At 73.5% G+C, this 18824-nt stretch carries 10 protein-coding genes; 9 read left to right on the forward strand and 1 reads right to left on the reverse strand.

All coding sequences use genetic code 11. The features are described from left to right. The first annotated feature begins 100 nt into the window (after positions 1-100). The 8 genes from ACF09J_RS22170 to ACF09J_RS22205 all read left to right on the forward strand — a co-directional run bounded on the left by ACF09J_RS22170 (position 101) and on the right by ACF09J_RS22205 (position 16026). On the forward strand, positions 101-1807 hold the full coding sequence (locus tag ACF09J_RS22170) for a glycerol-3-phosphate dehydrogenase/oxidase (protein ID WP_392307144.1): 1707 nt from the start codon (positions 101-103) through the stop codon (positions 1805-1807). 334 nt (positions 1808-2141) lie between these two features. Then, a complete protein-coding gene (locus ACF09J_RS22175; protein WP_392307145.1) occupies positions 2142-4250 on the forward strand; it encodes a serine/threonine-protein kinase in 2109 nt (702 codons plus the stop codon). A 177-nt stretch (positions 4251-4427) separates the two neighbouring features. Next, positions 4428-7088 (forward strand): protein kinase, encoded by a 2661-nt coding sequence (locus ACF09J_RS22180; protein WP_392307146.1) that lies wholly within the window; start codon positions 4428-4430, stop codon positions 7086-7088. Positions 7089-7250: 162 nt separating this feature from the next. Next, on the forward strand, positions 7251-8876 hold the full coding sequence (locus ACF09J_RS22185) for a protein kinase (RefSeq protein ID WP_392307189.1): 1626 nt from the start codon (positions 7251-7253) through the stop codon (positions 8874-8876). Positions 8877-8949: 73 nt separating this feature from the next. Then, on the forward strand, positions 8950-10623 hold the full coding sequence (locus ACF09J_RS22190; protein ID WP_392307147.1) for a protein kinase: 1674 nt from the start codon (positions 8950-8952) through the stop codon (positions 10621-10623). 54 nt (positions 10624-10677) lie between these two features. Continuing rightward, positions 10678-12387 (forward strand): serine/threonine-protein kinase, encoded by a 1710-nt coding sequence (locus tag ACF09J_RS22195; RefSeq protein ID WP_392307148.1) that lies wholly within the window; start codon positions 10678-10680, stop codon positions 12385-12387. Positions 12388-12511: 124 nt separating this feature from the next. Continuing rightward, entirely contained in the window at positions 12512-14125 is a 1614-nt protein-coding gene (locus ACF09J_RS22200) for a succinic semialdehyde dehydrogenase (protein ID WP_392307149.1), read from the forward strand. A 104-nt stretch (positions 14126-14229) separates the two neighbouring features. Continuing rightward, positions 14230-16026 carry a GMC oxidoreductase gene (locus ACF09J_RS22205; protein WP_392307150.1) on the forward strand — a complete coding sequence of 599 codons (1797 nt, stop codon included), beginning with the start codon at positions 14230-14232 and terminating at the stop codon, positions 16024-16026. A 524-nt stretch (positions 16027-16550) separates the two neighbouring features. Here the strand turns inward: ACF09J_RS22205 and ACF09J_RS22210 are convergent. Next, positions 16551-16862, reverse strand: a complete 312-nt coding sequence (locus tag ACF09J_RS22210) for a chorismate mutase (protein WP_392307151.1) — start codon at positions 16860-16862, stop codon at positions 16551-16553. A 376-nt stretch (positions 16863-17238) separates the two neighbouring features. Here ACF09J_RS22210 and guaA point away from each other — a divergent pair, with 376 nt between their 5' ends. Then, positions 17239-18819: a glutamine-hydrolyzing GMP synthase gene (gene guaA / locus ACF09J_RS22215; protein WP_392307152.1), complete on the forward strand. Its 1581-nt coding sequence runs from the start codon at positions 17239-17241 to the stop codon at positions 18817-18819. The last annotated feature ends 5 nt before the right edge of the window (positions 18820-18824 follow it).

An 18824-nucleotide genomic window follows, 5' to 3' on the forward strand; every position in this document is an offset into this window, starting at 1 on the left:
GGCATGGGCAGGAGGCGGGGGGACACGCTAGAGGCACGGGGGACGGGAACGGGCTTCGCCCGACGGGTGCGGCCGGCGCGATCGACAGCGGGAGGCAGCGGTGAGGACAGCGACACTGGGGCCGGCGCAGCGCGCCGAGGCACTGGCGCACATGGCCGAGCGGGAGCTGGACATCCTGGTCGTGGGCGGAGGCGTGGTGGGCGCCGGCACCGCCCTGGACGCCGTCACCCGCGGTCTGTCCACCGGCATCGTGGAGGCGCGTGACTGGGCGTCGGGCACGTCGAGCCGGTCCAGCAAGCTGATACACGGCGGACTGCGCTATCTGGAGATGCTCGACTTCGCGCTGGTCCGCGAGGCGCTGAAGGAGCGCGGCCTGCTGCTCGAACGCCTCGCCCCTCACCTGGTCCGCCCGGTGCCGTTCCTCTACCCGCTCCAGCACCAGGGCTGGGAGCGCCTGTACGCGGGGTCGGGCGTCGCCCTGTACGACGCCATGTCGATGGCCCGCGGCCACGGCCGGGGCCTGCCGCTGCACCGCCACCTGACCCGCCGTCACGCCCTGCGGGTGGCTCCCTGTCTGCGCAAGGACGCCCTGGTCGGCGCCCTTCAGTACTACGACGCCCAGATGGACGACGCCCGCTTCGTGGCCACCCTGGTGCGCACGGCGGTGTCGTACGGCGCGAAGGCCGCCAACCGCGCCCGGGTCACCGGTTTCCTGCGCGAGGGCGAGCGGGTCGTCGGCGCGCGGGTGCGGGACGTGGAGGGCGGCGGCGAGTACGAGATCCACGCCAAGCAGATTGTCAACGCCACCGGGGTGTGGACCGACGACACCCAGGCGATGGTGGGGGAGCGCGGTCAGTTCCACGTCCGGGCCTCCAAGGGCATCCACCTCGTCGTGCCCAAGGACCGCATCAACTCCACCACGGGGCTGATCCTGCGCACCGAGAAGTCCGTGCTCTTCGTGATCCCCTGGGGCCGGCACTGGATCGTCGGCACCACCGACACCGGCTGGGACCTCGACAAGGCCCACCCGGCCGCATCCAGCGCCGACATCGACTACCTCCTCGAACACGTCAACTCGGTGCTCGCGGTGCCGCTCGGCCGCGACGACGTGCAGGGCGTGTACGCCGGCCTCCGTCCGCTGCTGGCCGGCGAGTCCGACGCCACCAGCAAGCTGTCCCGCGAGCACACCGTGGCCCATCCGGTGCCCGGCCTCGTCGTGGTCGCGGGCGGCAAGTACACGACCTACCGGGTGATGGCCAAGGACGCCGTCGACGAGGCGGTGCGCGGGCTCGACATGCGCGTCGCCGACTGCGTCACCGAGGAGATCCCGCTGCTCGGCGCCGAGGGCTACCCGGCCCTGTGGAACGCGCGGGCGCGCATCGCCGCCGAGTCCGGACTCCATGTGGTGCGTGTGGAGCACCTGTTGGGGAGGTTCGGATCGGCGGCGCGGGAGGTGCTCGCCCTCGTCGCCGAGGACCCGACGCTGGGCGCTCCCCTCAAGGCGGCCGACGACTATCTGCGCGCCGAGATCGTCTACGCCGCCTCCCACGAGGGCGCCCGGCACCTGGACGACGTGCTGACCCGGCGCACCCGCATATCCATCGAGACCTTCGACCGGGGCACGCGCAGCGCCCGGGAGGCCGCCGAGCTGATGGCGCCGGTGCTGGGCTGGGACAAGGACCAGATAGAACGCGAGGTCGAGCACTACGAGAAGCGGGTGGAGGCCGAGCGGGAGTCGCAGCGCCAGCCCGACGACCTGACGGCCGACGCGGCCCGGCTGGGAGCACCGGACATCGTGCCGTTGTGATCCCGCCGATCGCGCCGTCGTGATCCCGTCGATCGCGCCGTCGTGAATCCGCCGATCGTGCCGTTATGAACCCGCTGAGGTCCGGCCCGCCGTCCCGCACGAGACGCACGACACGCACGACACGTGCCGCGAACGTCCGGCGCAGGTTATGGCCGGAATGGTCCGAAGGGTCGGCACCCAAGGCTTCCCTGTTGTCACGGCCCGTCATTCCCGCGCGTACGACGGGCCGTTCGACCCTGCCCCCGGAGCGTCCCGAGGGGGCCCCTGGGCGTCGTGTGCTCGTCGGGTGAGGGACAATGGAGCCTCTGTCAGGGCGGGTTGCATGAGGGGACGCATGTCGGACGCGGAGCGGGCGGGAACACCCCGTCAGGACACTCGTCAGGACTCTCTGCAGGACAGTAGCGAGCGTCTCCTCGCCGGGCGCTACCGCCTGGGGGACGTGCTCGGCCGCGGCGGCATGGGCACGGTGTGGCGGGCCGAGGACGAGACCCTGGGCCGGACCGTCGCCGTCAAGGAGCTGCGGTTCCCCTCGAACATCGACGAGGACGAGAAGCGGCGCCTGATCACGCGCACCCTGCGCGAGGCCAAGGCGATCGCGCGCATCCGCGACACCAGCGCGGTGACCGTCTTCGACGTGGTCGACGAGGACGACCGCCCGTGGATCGTCATGGAACTCGTCGAGGGCAAGTCCCTCGCCGAAGTCATCCGTGAGGACGGGCTGCTCACGCCGCGACGGGCGGCCGAGGTCGGGCTCGCGGTCCTCGACGTGCTGCGCTCCGCGCACAGCCAGGGCATCCTGCACCGGGACGTGAAGCCGTCCAACGTGCTCATCGCCGAGGACGGCCGGGTCGTCCTCACCGACTTCGGCATCGCGCAGGTCGAGGGCGACCCGTCCATCACCTCCACCGGCATGCTCGTCGGCGCCCCCTCCTACATCTCCCCGGAGCGGGCCCGCGGGCACAAGCCGGGACCGGCGGCCGACCTGTGGTCGCTCGGCGGCCTGCTGTACGCGGCGGTGGAGGGCACACCGCCGTACGACAAGGGCTCGGCGATCGCCACCCTGACCGCGGTGATGACCGAACCCCTTGAGGAGCCGAGGAACGCCGGCCCGCTCAGGGACGTCATCCACGGACTGCTCAACAAGGAACCGGCCGAGCGGCTCGACGACGCGGGCGCCCGGGCCATGCTCAAGGCCGTCGTCGACGCGCCCGAACCGAAGGCCGCCGAGCCGGAGCCGCCCGCGGACGCGACCAAGGTCGTCCCGCTGCCCGCGCAGGCGGACGGGCGTTCCCGGAAAGGCGGTTCTGGCTCTTCCGGTTCCGGTTCCGGAGGCAGCCGGGGCGAGCAGGCGGGCGACCGCCTTCGCGGGGCGCTGCGCTCGGTGCGCAAGGCCGCCGTGGTGGCGAACCCCGCGGCGGCAGCGGGGGCCGGCGCCGAGTCCGCGTCCGGCGGCACCGCTCCGGCGGGCTCCGGCTCCGCGAGCGGGACCGGAGCCGAGCCGCCGGCGGCCCGGGCACAGAGCGCGTCCGCCCCGGGCGGCGGAGCCGGTGGCGGCCAGGCGGGACGGCCCGGTTCGGGCTGGCCCGTGATGACCCCGCCGGACCTGGACCTGCCGCCGCGCCCCACGCCCAAGGCGTCCCTCACCGACGTGGTGCCACGGCGCACGCTGGTGATCGTCGCCGTGGTCGTGGTGCTCGCCGTGATCGGCGCCGTGCTCGCCTTCACGCTCGGCGGTGACGACAAGGGCGGCGACGACAAGAACGCGGCCGGCCGCACGTCCGCCACCGCCGGTTCGTCCGCGGGCCCTTCCACCAAGAAGGACGCGAGTGGCGAGGCCTCCCCGGGCCAGGACCGGTCCGGCTCCGCGACGGAGGCCGACGGCTCCGGCGGCACACCGGCCACGGACACCGGCGCCGACGCAGGCGCCGGGACATCGGGCAAGGGGTCGGGCGACGGCTCCGGTTCCGCTTCCGATTCCGGCTCCGGCGGCCGCTCCGGCGACGACGGCGCCCCCGCGGTGTCGACGTACAAGGGCGCCCAGGGCTTCTCCATCGGGCTGCCCGAGGGCTGGAAGTACGCGAGCACCGACTCCGCCGGGGTCCGCTTCACCGGTCCCGACGGGCAGCGGCTGCTCGTCGCCTGGACGACCACGCCCAAGGGCGATCCGGTGGCCGACTGGACCAACCAGGAGAAGTACATGGTGCGCTCCCAGTACCAGCGGGTGCGCATAGCGGCGGTCGAGTACCGCGACTGGAACACCGCCGACTGGGAGTTCACCTACGCCGAGGGCGGCACCAAGTACCGCTCGATCGACCGCGGGTTCGTCGTGAACGACCACCTCGGGCACGCGCTGATGTACAGCGCGAAGGCCGCGACGTGGGACAGCGACCTGCGCAAGAGCACCTGGAAGACGCTGACGGAGACCTTCCGGCCGAAGAAGTAGTGAGTGGATCGGACCCCGTCGCGTCCCCGGGGGTTCCGGGTTCCGCGGGGCGAGATCCGGCATCCCGTCATTGCGAGTTGCCTCCGGCACGTATCGTGAGTGATTGCGGACCGTAAGCATCGGGAACGGGACGCGTGGCGAACGGAATTGACCGACCGTGCGGCCGGGGGAGGCAACGTGGACGACTATGCGGGCCGGGTTCTCGCCGACCGCTACCGCCTGCCGCTGCCTCCGTCCGACGAGTACGAGCTGACCGAGACCCGGGCCTTCGACACCTACAGCGGGCAGGAAGTCCTGCTGAGGCAGGTGCCGTTGCCGGAGGTGGTCGAGGCGGAGGTCCTCGACGCGGACGGGCTGCCCGACGGTTTCACCGCGCGCGACCAAGGCTCCCGGCGCGGGCCGGCCCGGACGGGGCGTTCGGCGGGCGAGGCCCGCGGCGCGCGTCCGGCGACCCGGCGGCCCGCCGATCCGTCGGTACGGCGGGCGGTCGAGGCCGCGCAGGCCGCGGCGCGGATCCCCGACCATCCCCGGCTCGACCAGGTCTTCGACGTCTTCGCGGAGGGCGGCTCGCTGTGGGTCGTCAGCGAACTCGTCGCCGCCCGGCCGCTGGCCGCACTGCTCGCCGAGAGTCCGCTGACGCCGTACCGGGCGGCCGAGGTCGCCTCCGACATCCTCATGGCGCTGCGCGTGCTGCACGCCCACGGCTGGGTGCACCGCAACATCACCGCCCGCACGGTCCTCGTCTGCGACGACGGCCGCGTGATGCTGACCGGCCTCGCGGTCGGCGCGGCGGAGGAGGCCCTGTGCGGGTACGACCCCGTCCCGCCCCAGGACGACGGGTACGAGAACGGCGCGTCCGGCCCGTCCGGCACGCCGGGCGGTCCCCTGGGCCTCGGCGGCACGGCCGGCGGGGCGGGCGCGACGGGTTTCGGCGGACTCACCGAGGTCACCAGCGGTTCGGGCGGCTTCGGGGGCGGAGGCGGCACCGGTGGCCCCGGGACCGGCGCGGGCACCCCGCCGGTCGACCCCGAGGCCGCGCGGCGGGCCGCGATCGAGGCGCGGGCGGCCGGACCGCTGCCGCTGCCCGGCCCGGACGCGGGGCCCGGCGCCCCCGGCGCGCCCGCGCGGCGGACGCCTCAGACCGGCGGGGACATCAGGGCGGCGCGGGCCGGGGCGATCGCCGCGTACCGCGCCGGCGCGCGTGCGGCCGCCCGGGTGCAGGAGGCACAGCAGAGCGCACGCGCCGAACTGCCCGGCGCCCGCACGCCCGTCGAGGGCGAGCCCCGGCCCGCCGGGAGCACCACCCCTCCACCGGGCCAGATCGCCGACCCCTACGGCGTCCGGCCCCCCACCCACAACGGCACCGCCTCCCACCCCGGAGCGGGCACGCTCCTCCCGCCCGCACCCACCGGCGACGCCCCCGGTACGCACCAGGCCCTCACCGCAGGATCCGGAACCACGCCCGGCCACACGGTGCCCGCACAAGGGCGCGGCGGGCCCGGCGCGGGCGCGGTGGACGACGCCGGGGGCGTACCGGCCCGTTGGGGCGACCTCGTGGCCGGCAGCCCCCCGCGGCGGGGACCCGCCACCGCGCTGGCCGCCGAGCGGGCGCGGCAGGCGCGGATGGCCGTGGTCGGACCGGTGACCGAGCGCTGGGCGCCGGAACAGGCCGGGCCCGTGCACGAGAACTGGCAGCTCGCCGCCCCCATCGGCCCGGCGACCGACCTGTGGGCGCTCGGGGCGCTGCTCTTCAGGGCGGTGCAGGGACACGCGCCGTATCCGGAGGAGTCGACCGCCGAACTGGTGCAGATGGTGTGCGCCGAGCCGCCCGCGTACGCGGAGGAGTGCGGGCCGCTGCGCCCGGTCGTGGAGTCGCTGCTGCGCCAGGACCCCACCGAGCGCCTCGACTTCGAGGAGCTGCGCGGCTGGCTGCGCTCACTGGTGCGCTCCGCGCCCGAGCCGGAGGCCGGCGCGCACGTCATCGCCGCCCCGCCCGCCGACCCCAGCAGGCTGCCCGTCGTGCGGCGCCGCGGCGAGCTGGTGCGCAGGCGGCGCGCCGGACTGCCCGCCACACACGCACGGCACAGGCGGCAGACGGGTTCGCCGCGGCGCCTGGGCCGCACGCTGCTCCTGCTCGTTCTGCTGCTGATGGCCGCCGCCGTCGCCTACGCCATGCTGTTCATGCCGAAGGCCGACCGCGACGGCGCGGCGGCCGGCGACCGCACCGGAACCGCCGGTGAGGCGAGCCCCGCCCCGGCGCACTCGGACGGCGACGGCGGGAACGGCGCCCCGCAGCCCGGCGAGTCCTCGTCCGCGTCGGACGACAGCCCCTCGCGGGCGGCCGGTTCGGCCGAGGCCGAGGCGCAGACGACCGCGCCGGACATCGGCGGCGGCTTCACGCTGCGCAAGGACCCCGCCGGCTTCCAGGTCGCCGTCGCCAAGGACTGGACCCGTACGCCCGGGAACAACCAGGGGCAAGTGATCTACTCCCAGGGCTCGTTCGAGCTGATCGTGGTGCCCGGACGGGACACCGCGGCCGAGTTCGGCAGCGACCCGATGGCGTACCAGCGGGAGGAGGAGCGGGAGTTGCAGGCCTACCGCGACTCCAGCTGGGCCACCTCCTCGGGCCTGCGGACCACCCAGGTCGGCGGACGGACCACGGCCGAGGGCCAGTTCACCTGGACGGACGGGAGCGGGCGGCAGCTTTACGTGCGCAACCTGGCCGCCCTGATCGACGGCAGGTACCACGTGGTGCAGGTACGGGGTCCCGAGGCCCAGCGGGACCGGGTGACCACGCTGTACGAGCAGGCTTCGGCGACGTACCGGTACACCGGCTGAACCGCCGCGACCGCCGGAACCGCCCGAACTGCCGGAACCGCACACGCCCCGGCGAGCGACAACGGTCACAGTGAGGCTCTCCTGGGACCCCGCTGGTTCCCAGCCGGGGGGCCGGTCCCTACGCTGAGCCTGTCAAGACGACTGCGGGGAAACGTGAATCAGATGCAGGGCCTGCTCCTCTCGGGCCGCTACCGGCTCGCCGACGCCATCGGCAGCGGCGGCATGGGCCGGGTGTGGCGAGCGCACGACGAGGTGCTGCACCGGGCCGTCGCCATCAAGGAGTTGACCGCCGCGCTCTACGTCGCCGAGAGCGACCAGGACGTGCTGCTCGCGCGCACCCGGGCGGAGGCACGCGCCGCGGCGCGGATCAACCACTCCGCCGTCGTGACGGTGCACGACGTGCTGGAGCACGACGGCCGCCCGTGGATCGTGATGGAGCTCGTCGAGGGCCGCTCGCTGGCGGACGCGCTCAAGGAGCGGGACCGCATGGACCCGGCGGAGGCCGCCCGGATCGGCCTGTGGGTGCTGCGCGCCCTGCGCGCCGCGCACGCCGCCGGGGTGCTGCACCGCGACGTCAAGCCCGGCAACGTGCTGCTCGGCGAGGACGGCCGCGTCCTGCTGACCGACTTCGGCATAGCCCAGATAGAGGGCGACACCACCATCACCCGCACCGGCGAGGTGGTCGGCTCGGTCGACTACCTGGCCCCGGAGCGCGTCCGCGGCCACGACCCGGGACCGGCCTCCGACCTGTGGGCGCTGGGCGCCACGCTCTACACCGCCGTGGAGGGCCTGTCGCCGTTCCGCCGCACCTCGCCGCTGAGCACCATGCAGGCGGTCGTCGACGAGGAGCCGCGCGAGCCGCGGCACGCGGGGCCGCTCGCCCCGGTCATCACCGCCCTGCTGCGCAAGGACCCGGCCGAACGGCCGCAGGCGGCGCAGGCGGAGCAGATGCTCGCCGAGGCCGCCGAGGGCCGCCGGCCGCGCAGCGCGCAGGCCTACGTGCCCACGCGGGCGGCCGGACTCCCCCCGGAGACCGCCGCGTACCCGGCCTCGGGGTCCTTGTCGGCCGCCACGACCCCGCACCCCGCGCCCGTCCCGGCCGCCACCGGACCCATGCCGCAGCACTCCCCGGTCCGGGTGCCCAGACGCCGCCGCACCCTGATCCTGGTCGTGGTCCTTGCCGCGCTCGTCGGCGGCGGCAGCGCGCTGATGCTGCAGAAGTGGGACCAGGACCGGCGGCAGGGCTCCGGCGCCTCCCAGTCGACCCCGCCGCCGGAGACCACCACGCCCTCGCCGACCACCGACGCCTCCGGCGGTCTCCCGGACGGCTGGGTGCGCGTCCACGACCCCTACGGCTTCAGCCTCGCCGTGCCCGACAGGAGCTGGCAGCGGCAGGAGTTCGACGAGGCGACCCACCAGGTCGACTACACCCCCGACGGGGGCAAGCACTTCATCCGCGTCGCCGTGGACGACACGCCGGACTTCGCCACCGGCCACGAGCACCAACTCGACCTGGAGCAGCGGCTCCAGCGGCTGGTCGGCTACCGCCGGCTGACCCTGGAGGCGAACACCTACCGCGACTGCCCGGGCTCCCGTTGGGAGTACAGCTGGACGGCCCTGGCGAAGGACACGCCGTTCCCCGGCCCGCGGCACGCCATCGAGGAGACGTACTTCTCCCGTGAGGGCGTGGAGTACGCGATCTACATGTCCTCGCCGGAGGAGGACTGGGCGCGGACGCGGAAGCAGTTCCAGACCGTGCTCCAGAGCTGGCAGCCGACCGCCGGCTGACCCCCGTCCGGTCCCCGTCGTTGGCCGGTCGGCGCCCCAGAGGGCGGCCCGGCCGTGCGGCATGATGGGGCGCATGGGGATCGAGGGGGACGACTTCCGTGTCATCGCGGGCCGTTACCGCCTGGAGGCGAGGCTCGGCCGCGGGGGCATGGGCATCGTGTGGCGGGCCACCGACCAGCTCCTCGAACGGCGGGTCGCGGTCAAGGAACTCGCGTTCGACGAGACCCTGTCCGCCGAGGAGGCCGCGCTCCAGCGGGAACGCACCCTGCGCGAGGCCCGCGCGGTCGCCCGCTTGCGGCACCCGCACCTCGTCGTCGTGCACGACGTCGTCGTTCAAGGCGAACGCCCGTACATCGTCATGGAGTTGATCGATGGAGGCTCGCTGGCCGACCGGATCGCCGCCCGCGGCCCGGTGGACGCCGCCGAGGGCGCCCGCATCGGCGTCGCCCTGCTGAGCGCGCTGCGCACCGCGCACGCCGCCGGTGTCCTGCACCGGGACATCAAGCCGGCCAACGTCCTGGTGGAGTCGGGCACCGACCGGATCGTGCTCACCGACTTCGGCATCGCGCGGATGGCGGGCGCGACCACGCTCACCGAGACCGGGTCCTTCGTCGGCTCACCGGAGTACACCGCGCCGGAGCGGATGTCCGGGACCAGGACCGGTCCCGAGTCCGACCTCTGGTCGCTCGGCGCACTGCTGTGCACCGCCCTGAGCGGCGAGTCGCCGTTCCGGCGCGACTCGCTCGGCGGCATCCTGCACGCGGTCGTCCTCGACGAGATCCGGCCGCCCGCGCAGGCCGCGCCGATCCTGCCCGTCGTACGCGGGCTGCTGGAGCGCGATCCGGACCGTCGGCTGACGGCGGCCGAGGCGGAGCGGATGCTGACCGCCTTCCTGCAGTCGGGCCGCACGCCGGAACCGCCGGTCCCTCGCACGCCGACGCGGCGCGACGTGCCCGTCACGCCCTCCGAGCCCGCTCCGGCTCCGGCGGACCCCGCGTCCCGGGCTCCCGCCCGGTACCCCACCCGGAACGTGCTGGTCGCCGCGCTGCTGGTGGCCGCGACGGCCGGGGCGGGCGTGTCCGCCGCGGCACTGCTGATGCGGGGCGGCGGCAACAGTGGCGGTACGCCCACGAGTTCGGGTCCGCACACGGGCGGGGGCGCCACGGACGGCACCGCCTCCCGGCCGGACACGCCGTCGCCACCAGCCGGTTCGCCGCCCGGATCGCTCCCCGTCCCGGTCTCCACGGTCACCGTCACACGGTCCGCACCGCCCGCCGCCGACGGCACCACGGTGCCCTCGGGCTACCACGTGGTGCACGACCCGGCCGGCTTCTCCCTCGCCGTACCGGACGGCTTCACCCGTGAGCCGCAGGGCGAGCGGGTCTTCTACCTGTCGCCCGGGGAGACCTTCCGCCTCGGCATCAAGGTCACAGAACCGGGGAGCGGAGGCCCGGTCGCGGTGATGCGCCGCGCCGACGCCGCGGGACCGGACACCAACCCCGGCTACCGCGACGGCCGCGTCACCGCCACCACCCACCGCGAACACCCGGCCGCCCTCTGGGAGTTCACCTGGAACGGCTACAGCGCGGCGGAGGGCCCGCGGCACACCTACGACCTGTGCTGGGAGCAGGACGGGCGGATGTACGACGTGTGGGTGTCGGCGCCGGTCGGCAGGGTGCGCGAGGCCAAGGAGCAATTCGACGTCGCGGTCGGCGGTTTCGCCGCACGGCAGGTCACGGGTCGGTGACCGGATACGCCCCCTGCTGGAGCCGGTGGAGGCGGTCGCGATATGGATGGACCCATGAGCAATCACGGGGGCGCCCAGTACGGGGCCGACGATCCGACGACCTTCGCCCTGCAACCGCCGGACCCGCAGGCGCGGGTGTCCCACCCGCAGAACCCGTACGCCGCCCCCGCACCGGGCGGCGGGGACGGGCAGCCGCAGGACGCCACACGCGCGGAGCCGCAGGGCGCTGCCCCTGGGCCGCGGGACACCGCCGCCGCGCAGCCGCCGGACCCCGGCGCCGGCCGGCTGATCGGCGGGCGCTACCGGCTGCTCGCCAAGCTCGGGCACGGCGGCATGGGAACCGTGTGGCGGGCCAAGGACGAGACGGTGGACCGCGAGGTCGCCGTCAAGGAGCCCCGCGTCCCCGACCACCTTCCCGAGCGGGAGCGTGCCAACGCCTTCGAGCGGATGCGCCGCGAGGCCCGGGCCGCCGCCCGGCTCGACCACCCCGCGGTCGTCAACGTCCACGACGTGGCCGTCGTCGACGGGCAGCCGTGGATCGTGATGGAGCTGGTGCGGGGCCGCTCGCTCGGCGCCGCGCTCCAGGAGGGCACCCTGGACGCCCGCGAGGCGGCCCGGATCGGTCTGGAGGTGCTCGGCGCGCTCGAGGCCGCGCACGCCGCGGGCATCCTGCACCGGGACGTCAAGCCGGACAACATCCTGCTCGGCCGGCACGACCGGATCGTCCTCACCGACTTCGGCATCGCCCAGATCGAGGGCGAGACCAACCTGACCGACACCGGCGGCTTCGTCGGCTCACCCGAGTACATCGCGCCGGAACGGGTGCTGGGGCAGCGCCCCGGCCCGGCCTCCGACCTGTGGTCGCTCGGCGTGGTCCTGTACGCGGCCACGGAGGGCGTCTCACCGTTCCGCCGCAGCAACACCCCGGCCACCCTCCAGTCGGTCCTCAACGCCACCCCCGCACCGCCGGCCGCGGCGCAGGGCCCGCTCGCCGAGGCCGTGACCGGCCTGCTGCACAAGGACCCGGCGCACCGGCCGCCCGCCGCCCGGGTGCGCGCCCTGCTGGAGGCGGCCGCCGCGCCGCCCGTCCCGGCACCGACGCAGGTGGTGCGGTACGCCGAGGGCGCCCCCGGCGGGCCGCGCGGCCTCCGGCTCGGGCGCGGGGCGTGGCTCGGGCTCGGCGCCGCGGTCGTCGCGGCCGCGGTGACGGCGTACGTCCTGATCGCCCGCCCGTTCGCCGGGCCGCTGCCCGAGGGCTGGGCGTCCCATCAGGAGAAGGACGTCGCCGCGACGATCGCCGTGCCGAAGGACTACCAGCGGCAGGTGCCGGACCGGAAGAACGACAAGAAGCACTGGGTGACCTACAGCGACTGGAGCGGCAGCATCACGGTCGGGCTGCGCCTGCTGAGGAAGTCCGAGGAACCGGACCGCACCATCAAGGACTCCGCCGCCGCCCAGATGTACGACGACCTCGGCACCTACAAGCAGTCCGGCAGCTACGAACTCGACATGCCCGAGAACCCGGAGACCCACCCGAAGGAGTCGACGTACCGCGGCAAGCAGGCCGCCGAGAACACGGTCGTCTACACCACCGACGACAGCACGCACCCGATGCCGCGCGAGCTGCGGATGTTCTACTACAAGACCTCCGGGGGCGACCTGTACAAGCTCACCGTCGGCTACCCCGGCAAGGGCGACTTCACCGAACGCGGCCGCGAGGTCGCGCGCGAGGCGATCGCCAATCTGGACCTCGACCACCTGTGACAACTCCCTGATCAGCGCATTCGTTGCCAGTGATCACTGGCACGCCGTGAGCACTCGGTGAAACCCGTGAATCCCTATTACTGACGGGTACACAAAGCCGTCCGACCGGCATACCCTGCGCCTCATGACGGACGCGCAGGCCCCGGCGAAGACCGGCACCAACCCCCAGGCCCCCGCCCCCGCGGGGGCCCGCACCGCCACCGACGTGGTGACCCCCGACCTGGTCGCCCGGCTCACCAAGGGCGTCGCCGGATCCGGCCGGACCGCCAACCACACGCCGTTCACCGGCGACAAGCTCGCCGACCTGCCCGAGTCCACTCCCGAGGACGTGGCCCGCGCCTACGAACGGGCCCGCGCCGCACAGGAGGTGTGGGCGCGGATCCCGGTGCGGCGGCGCGCGGCCGTCCTGCTCCGCTTCCACGACCTGGTGCTCGCCCGCCAGGCCGAGGTCCTGGACCTGATCCAGCTGGAGACCGGCAAGGCCCGCCTGCACGCGCACGAGGAGGTGCAGGCCGTCGCCGTCGCCGCCCGGCACTACGGCCGCCGCGCCGCCGCCTACCTCGGGCCCAAGCGGCACACGGGCGCCATTCCCACCCTCACGCGCGTCACCGAACTGCGCCATCCGCGTGGGGTGGTGGGCCAGATCGCCCCCTGGAACTACCCCCTGGAACTGTCCGTCGGCGACGCGTTGCCCGCCTTCGTCGCCGGCAACGCGGTGGTGATGAAGCCCGACACCGAGACCTGCCTGACCGCGCTGTGGGCCCGCGACCTGCTCATCGAGGCCGGACTGCCCGCCGAGGTGTTCCAGGTCGTCATCGGCGACGGCCCGGTCGTCGGCCCCGCGGTCGTCGAGCACGCCGACTACGTCTCCTTCACCGGCTCCACCCGCACCGGACGCGAAGTCGCCCGGAGCGCCGCCGCCCGGCTGGTCGGCGTCTCCCTCGAACTCGGCGGCAAGAACGCCATGCTGGTGCTCGCGGACGCCGACATCGAGAAGGCGGCGGCCGGAGCCGTCCGCGCCTGCTTCTCCTCCGCCGGTCAACTGTGCATCTCCATCGAGCGGCTGTACGTCCACGAGGCGGTCGCGGACGCGTTCCTCGAACGGTTCGCGGCCCGTACGCGGGCGATGCGGCTCGGCACGTCCCTCGCGTACGGCGCCGACATGGGCTCGCTGGTCGGCGAGCGGCAGTTGGCGATCGTCACCCGGCACGTGGAGGAGGCCGTCGCCAAGGGCGCCAAGGTGATGGCGGGTGGCGTCGCCCGCCCCGACATCGGCCCGTACTTCTTCGAGCCCACCATCCTCGACGGGGTCGAGGCCCCGATGGCCGTGTGCACCGAGGAGACCTTCGGCCCGGTCGTCTCCGTCCACCGCTTCGCGAGCGACGACGAGGCGATCGAACGCGCCAACTCCACGCCGTACGGCCTGAACTCGTCCGTCTGGACGAAGGACGCCCGACGCGGTCGCGAGATCGCCGCCCGGCTGCGCACCGGCACGGTCAACATCAACGAGGGCTACGCCCCCGCCTACGGCAGCATCCAGTCGCCGATGGGCGGCATGAAGGACTCGGGTCTCGGCCGCCGGCACGGCTCCGAGGGCATCCTCAAGTACACCGAGGCCCAGACGGTGGCCCACCAGCGGCTGCTGCCCATGGCCCCGTCGCTCGGCATGGACGACGAGGGATACGCGGCGTTCATGACCCGCAGCCTGAAGCTGATGAAGCGGCTCCGCTTCCGCTAGACCGCGGCCCTGGGCAGAACCGCGGACAGACCTGCTGGTGGCACCTCGGACAGACCCCCTGGACAGCAACCCCGACGGCACCCGGTTCCCGACGAGGAGAGCACGTGTCTCAAGACGGCCATGGCTACGACTACGACGTCATCGTCGTGGGCTCGGGGTTCGGCGGATCGGTCTCCGCGCTCCGCCTGACGGAAAAGGGCTACCGCGTCGGCGTCCTGGAGGCGGGCCGCCGCTTCACCCGCGCGACCCTGCCGAAGAACTCCTGGGACCTGAAGAACTACCTGTGGGCCCCCAAGCTCGGCATGTACGGGATCCAGCGCATCCACCTGCTCGGCAACGTCATGGTGCTGGCCGGCGCGGGCGTGGGCGGCGGCTCCCTGAACTACGCCAACACCCTCTACGTACCGCCGGAAGCCTTCTTCGACGACCCCCAGTGGCGCGACATCACCGACTGGCAGGACGAGTTGGGGCCGTACTACGACCAGGCGCGGCGCATGCTCGGTGTGCGGCTCAACCCGACGACGACCCCCTCCGACGTCCATCTGAAGGCCGCCGCACAGCGGATGGGCTTCGGCGACACCTTCCACATGGCGCCGGTCGGGGTGTTCTTCGGCGACGGCGAGGACGCCGACGGCGCGACGAGGGCGAAGCCGGGCGAGCGGGTCGCGGACCCGTACTTCGGCGGCGCCGGACCGGACCGCGGGGCCTGCACCGAGTGCGGCGAGTGCATGACGGGTTGCCGGCACGGCGCCAAGAACACCCTGAACGAGAACTACCTGTACCTCGCCGAGAAGGCGGGCGCGGTGGTCCACCCCATGACGACGGTCGTGTCGGTCACGGACGACTCACGCGGCGGCTACGCGGTCGCCACGCTCCCCACCGGCAACAGGAAGAAGGGGGCGGGCCGCCTGTTCACCGCGCGCAGGGTCGTCCTGGCGGCCGGCACCTACGGCACCCAGACGCTGCTGCACCGCATGAGGGTGAGCGGCCTGCTGCCCCGCATCTCGTGCCGGCTGGGCGAGTTGACCCGCACCAACTCCGAGGCGCTGGTGGGCGCCCAGACCGACGACCGGCGCTACCGGAAGGCGACCGGGAAGCCGAGGGCGGACTTCACACGGGGAGTCGCCATCACGTCCTCCGTCCACCCCGACGGGAACACCCACATCGAGCCGGTCCGCTACGGCAAGGGCTCCAACGCGATGGGCAGCCTGTCGATCCTCCAGGTCCCTTACGCCGAGGGCTCGTCCAGAGTGGCGGCCTGGCTGGCCAACGCCGCCCGGCACCCCGTGCTCGTGCTGCGCTCCCTGTCCAACCGCCGCTGGTCGGAGCGGACCATCATCGGCCTGGTGATGCAGTCCCTGGACAACTCCCTGACCACGTACCTGAAACCGGCCGGCGTGGGCAAGGGGCTGCTCACGGCCCGCCAGGGGCACGGCGCCCCCAACCCGCAGCAGATCAGGGCCGCCACGGAGGGCGCCGGCGCGCTCGCCGCCGAGATCAACGGCTTCGCCGGTTCCAACGTGGGCGAACTCATGGGCACTCCGCTCACCGCCCACTTCCTCGGCGGCTGCCCGATCGGCGCCTCGCCCGAGACCGGCGTCATCGACCCGTACCACCGCCTCTACGGCCACCCCGGCATCTCGGTCGTCGACGGCGCGGCGGTCTCGGCGAACCTGGGGGTGAACCCGTCGCTGACCATCACCGCCCAGGCCGAGCGGGCGATGTCGTACTGGCCCAACAAGGGTGAGGCCGACCCGCGCCCGCGGCAGGGCGCGGCCTACGAGCGTCTGCGGCCGGTGGAGCCACGGCAACCAGCGGTCCCGGCGGACGCCTTCGGCGCCCTGAGGCTGCCGTTCCTGGGGATGCCGTCGGTACCGCCCAAGAAGTCCTCAACCACCTGAAGGGCCGGGAAGTAGCCCCCGAAAGAGACCGGAAAGAGAGAGGACCTGCACCCCCCTCCTGGCACAGGTCCTCCTCCGTCCGCTGATGTGACCAGGGGAGGCTGGGAAAGGTTGCGCCCGGGTCGGCAGGTTTCCTGTGTGTCCTGCGTCACATCATCGGGGATCCGTATCCGTGAGCGCACAGGAGAAGGGCCCCGCGGCCATGGGCGGCGGGGCCCTTCCTGCTGATCCGGACCTGTGCGGTTTCCGTTCCGCCGGCCGGCCCCGGGCGTCCCCGGAGCCGGCCGTTTATCTGGGTGACCGGGCTGCTGTCCCCTGCCGTCCGGTCACTTCCTGGAGCGAGGTCCCACGACGCGCGCATCCGCACGTCTCATCGCTCCGGAGATCCACGCGTGGTTCTTTCGGGCCCGCCCCTGGCTGGCACGGACACCGGGACAACGAGGCGGCCCGCGCGGCGGTCACGCGCCGTACGGGTGAGAGCGCCGTACGGGGGTTTCCGCACGGAGGGGACCCCGCGGAGGGGTTCAGACCCTGCCCCGGCACAGTTCGAGCAAGGTCATCGCCAGGGTCGTGCCCGGCTTGCCCAGGGCGTCCCTGTAGTGGCCGAGGATCTCCATCTCGCGGGAGAGGTTCACCCGCCGGCCCCCGGAGGCGATCCGGGTCTCCTGGATCACGGCGGAGACGGCCATCCGTTCCTGGATCAGGCCGATGATCCGGTCGTCGAGGGCGTCGATGCGCTCCCGGGCGCCGGTGATCACATGCGCGGCCTCGTCGGCGCGGGCACCGCTCGGCGCAGTGGCGGCCGGGGTCTGGGTCTGCGGTGCGGTGACGGTCATCGCGGGGCTCCTCGGTGGTGTCGGATGCGGTGCCCCGGCGGACAAGGACCACAACGCCAGGCGCCCCGGACCTTGTCGGCCCGGGGCGCCTGGGAAGTCGCTTGTCAGTGGCTCAAGCAGCACGACCATGGCAGCCGGTGGGCCGGTCGCCATAGGTAAACAGGAAGGTCGTCTGCGCGAGCATAGGACCAGTATGACGCGCCCGGTCGCGGCGGCCAACACGGTTCGCATGATGAGACGAGGGATGGACAGGCCCCGCCCCCGGACCCCGGGCGCAGGCCCGGGGGCGGGCGGTCCCCGGGCGCCCGGGGAGGGACCCACGGCCACCTCGGTAGAATCGACAGACACAAGGACCCCCGACGCCGGAAGGCACCCCGTGTCATCAGCGACCCCCGCTGCCGCCGCCCCCGACACCGTCCTGGTCGTCGACTTCGGCGCGCAGTACGCCCAGCTCATCGCCCGTCGCGTCCGCGAGGCGCGGGTCTACAGCGAGATCGTGCCGAGCTCGATGCCGGTCCAGGAGATGCTCGCCAAGAACCCGGCGGCGATCATCCTCTCCGGCGGCCCCTCCTCGGTGTACGAGGAGGGCGCCCCCCGCCTCGACCGCGCGATCTTCGAGTCCGGCGTCCCCGTCTTCGGCATGTGCTACGGCTTCCAGCTCATGGCGGAGGTCCTCGGCGGCACCGTGGACAACTCCGGGGCCCGCGAGTACGGCCGCACCGGACTGGCCGTCTCCAAGCCCTCCTCCACCCTCTTCGAGGGCACCCCGGCCGAGCAGGACGTGTGGATGTCGCACGGCGACGCCTGCTCCGCCGCCCCCGAGGGCTTCTCGGTCACCGCCTCCACGGACGTCGTCCCGGTCGCCGCGTTCGAGAACGACGAGAAGAAGCTGTACGGCGTCCAGTACCACCCGGAGGTCATGCACTCCACGCACGGCCAGCAGGTCCTGGAGCACTTCCTCTACCGCGGTGCGGGCCTCAAGCCGAACTGGACCACCGGCAACGTCATCGACGAGCAGGTCGCCGCCATCCGCGAGCAGGTCGGCGACAAGCGGGCGATCTGCGGGCTGTCCGGGGGCGTGGACTCCGCGGTCGCCGCCGCACTCGTGCAGAAGGCCATCGGCTCCCAGCTCACCTGCGTCTACGTCGACCACGGCCTGATGCGCAAGGGCGAGACCGAGCAGGTCGAGAAGGACTTCGTGGCCGCGACCGGCGTGCAGCTGAAGGTCGTCGACGCCGAGGAGCGCTTCCTCACCGCCCTCAAGGGGGTCAACGACCCCGAGGAGAAGCGGAAGATCATCGGCCGCGAGTTCATCCGCGTCTTCGAGCAGGCCCAGGCGGAGATCATCGCGGACGAGGGCCCGGCGGTGGAGTTCCTCGTCCAGGGCACCCTCTACCCGGACGTCGTCGAGTCCGGCGGCGGCACCGGCACCGCGAACATCAAGTCGCACCACAACGTCGGCGGCCTGCCCGAGGACCTCGAGTTCAAGCTGATCGAACCGCTGCGCCGGCTTTTCAAGGACGAGGTCCGCATGGTCGGCCAGGAGCTCGGCCTGCCGGACGAGATCGTCCAGCGCCAGCCCTTCCCGGGACCCGGCCTCGGCATCCGCATCGTCGGCGAGGTCACCAAGGAGCGCCTCGACCTGCTGCGCGAGGCCGACGCCATCGCCCGCGAGGAGCTGACGGCGGCCGGTCTCGACCGTGACATCTGGCAGTGCCCGGTGGTCCTGCTCGCGGACGTGCGCAGCGTCGGCGTCCAGGGCGACGGCCGCACCTACGGCCACCCGATCGTGCTGCGCCCGGTCTCCAGCGAGGACGCCATGACCGCCGACTGGTCGCGGCTGCCCTACGACGTGCTGGCGAAGATCTCGACCCGCATCACCAACGAGGTCCGGGACGTCAACCGCGTGGTCCTCGACGTGACGTCGAAGCCGCCGGGCACCATCGAGTGGGAGTGACCCCG

It is taken from the genome of Streptomyces sp. NPDC014889, assembly GCF_043081205.1.
Classification (GTDB): Bacteria; Actinomycetota; Actinomycetes; order Streptomycetales; family Streptomycetaceae; genus Streptomyces.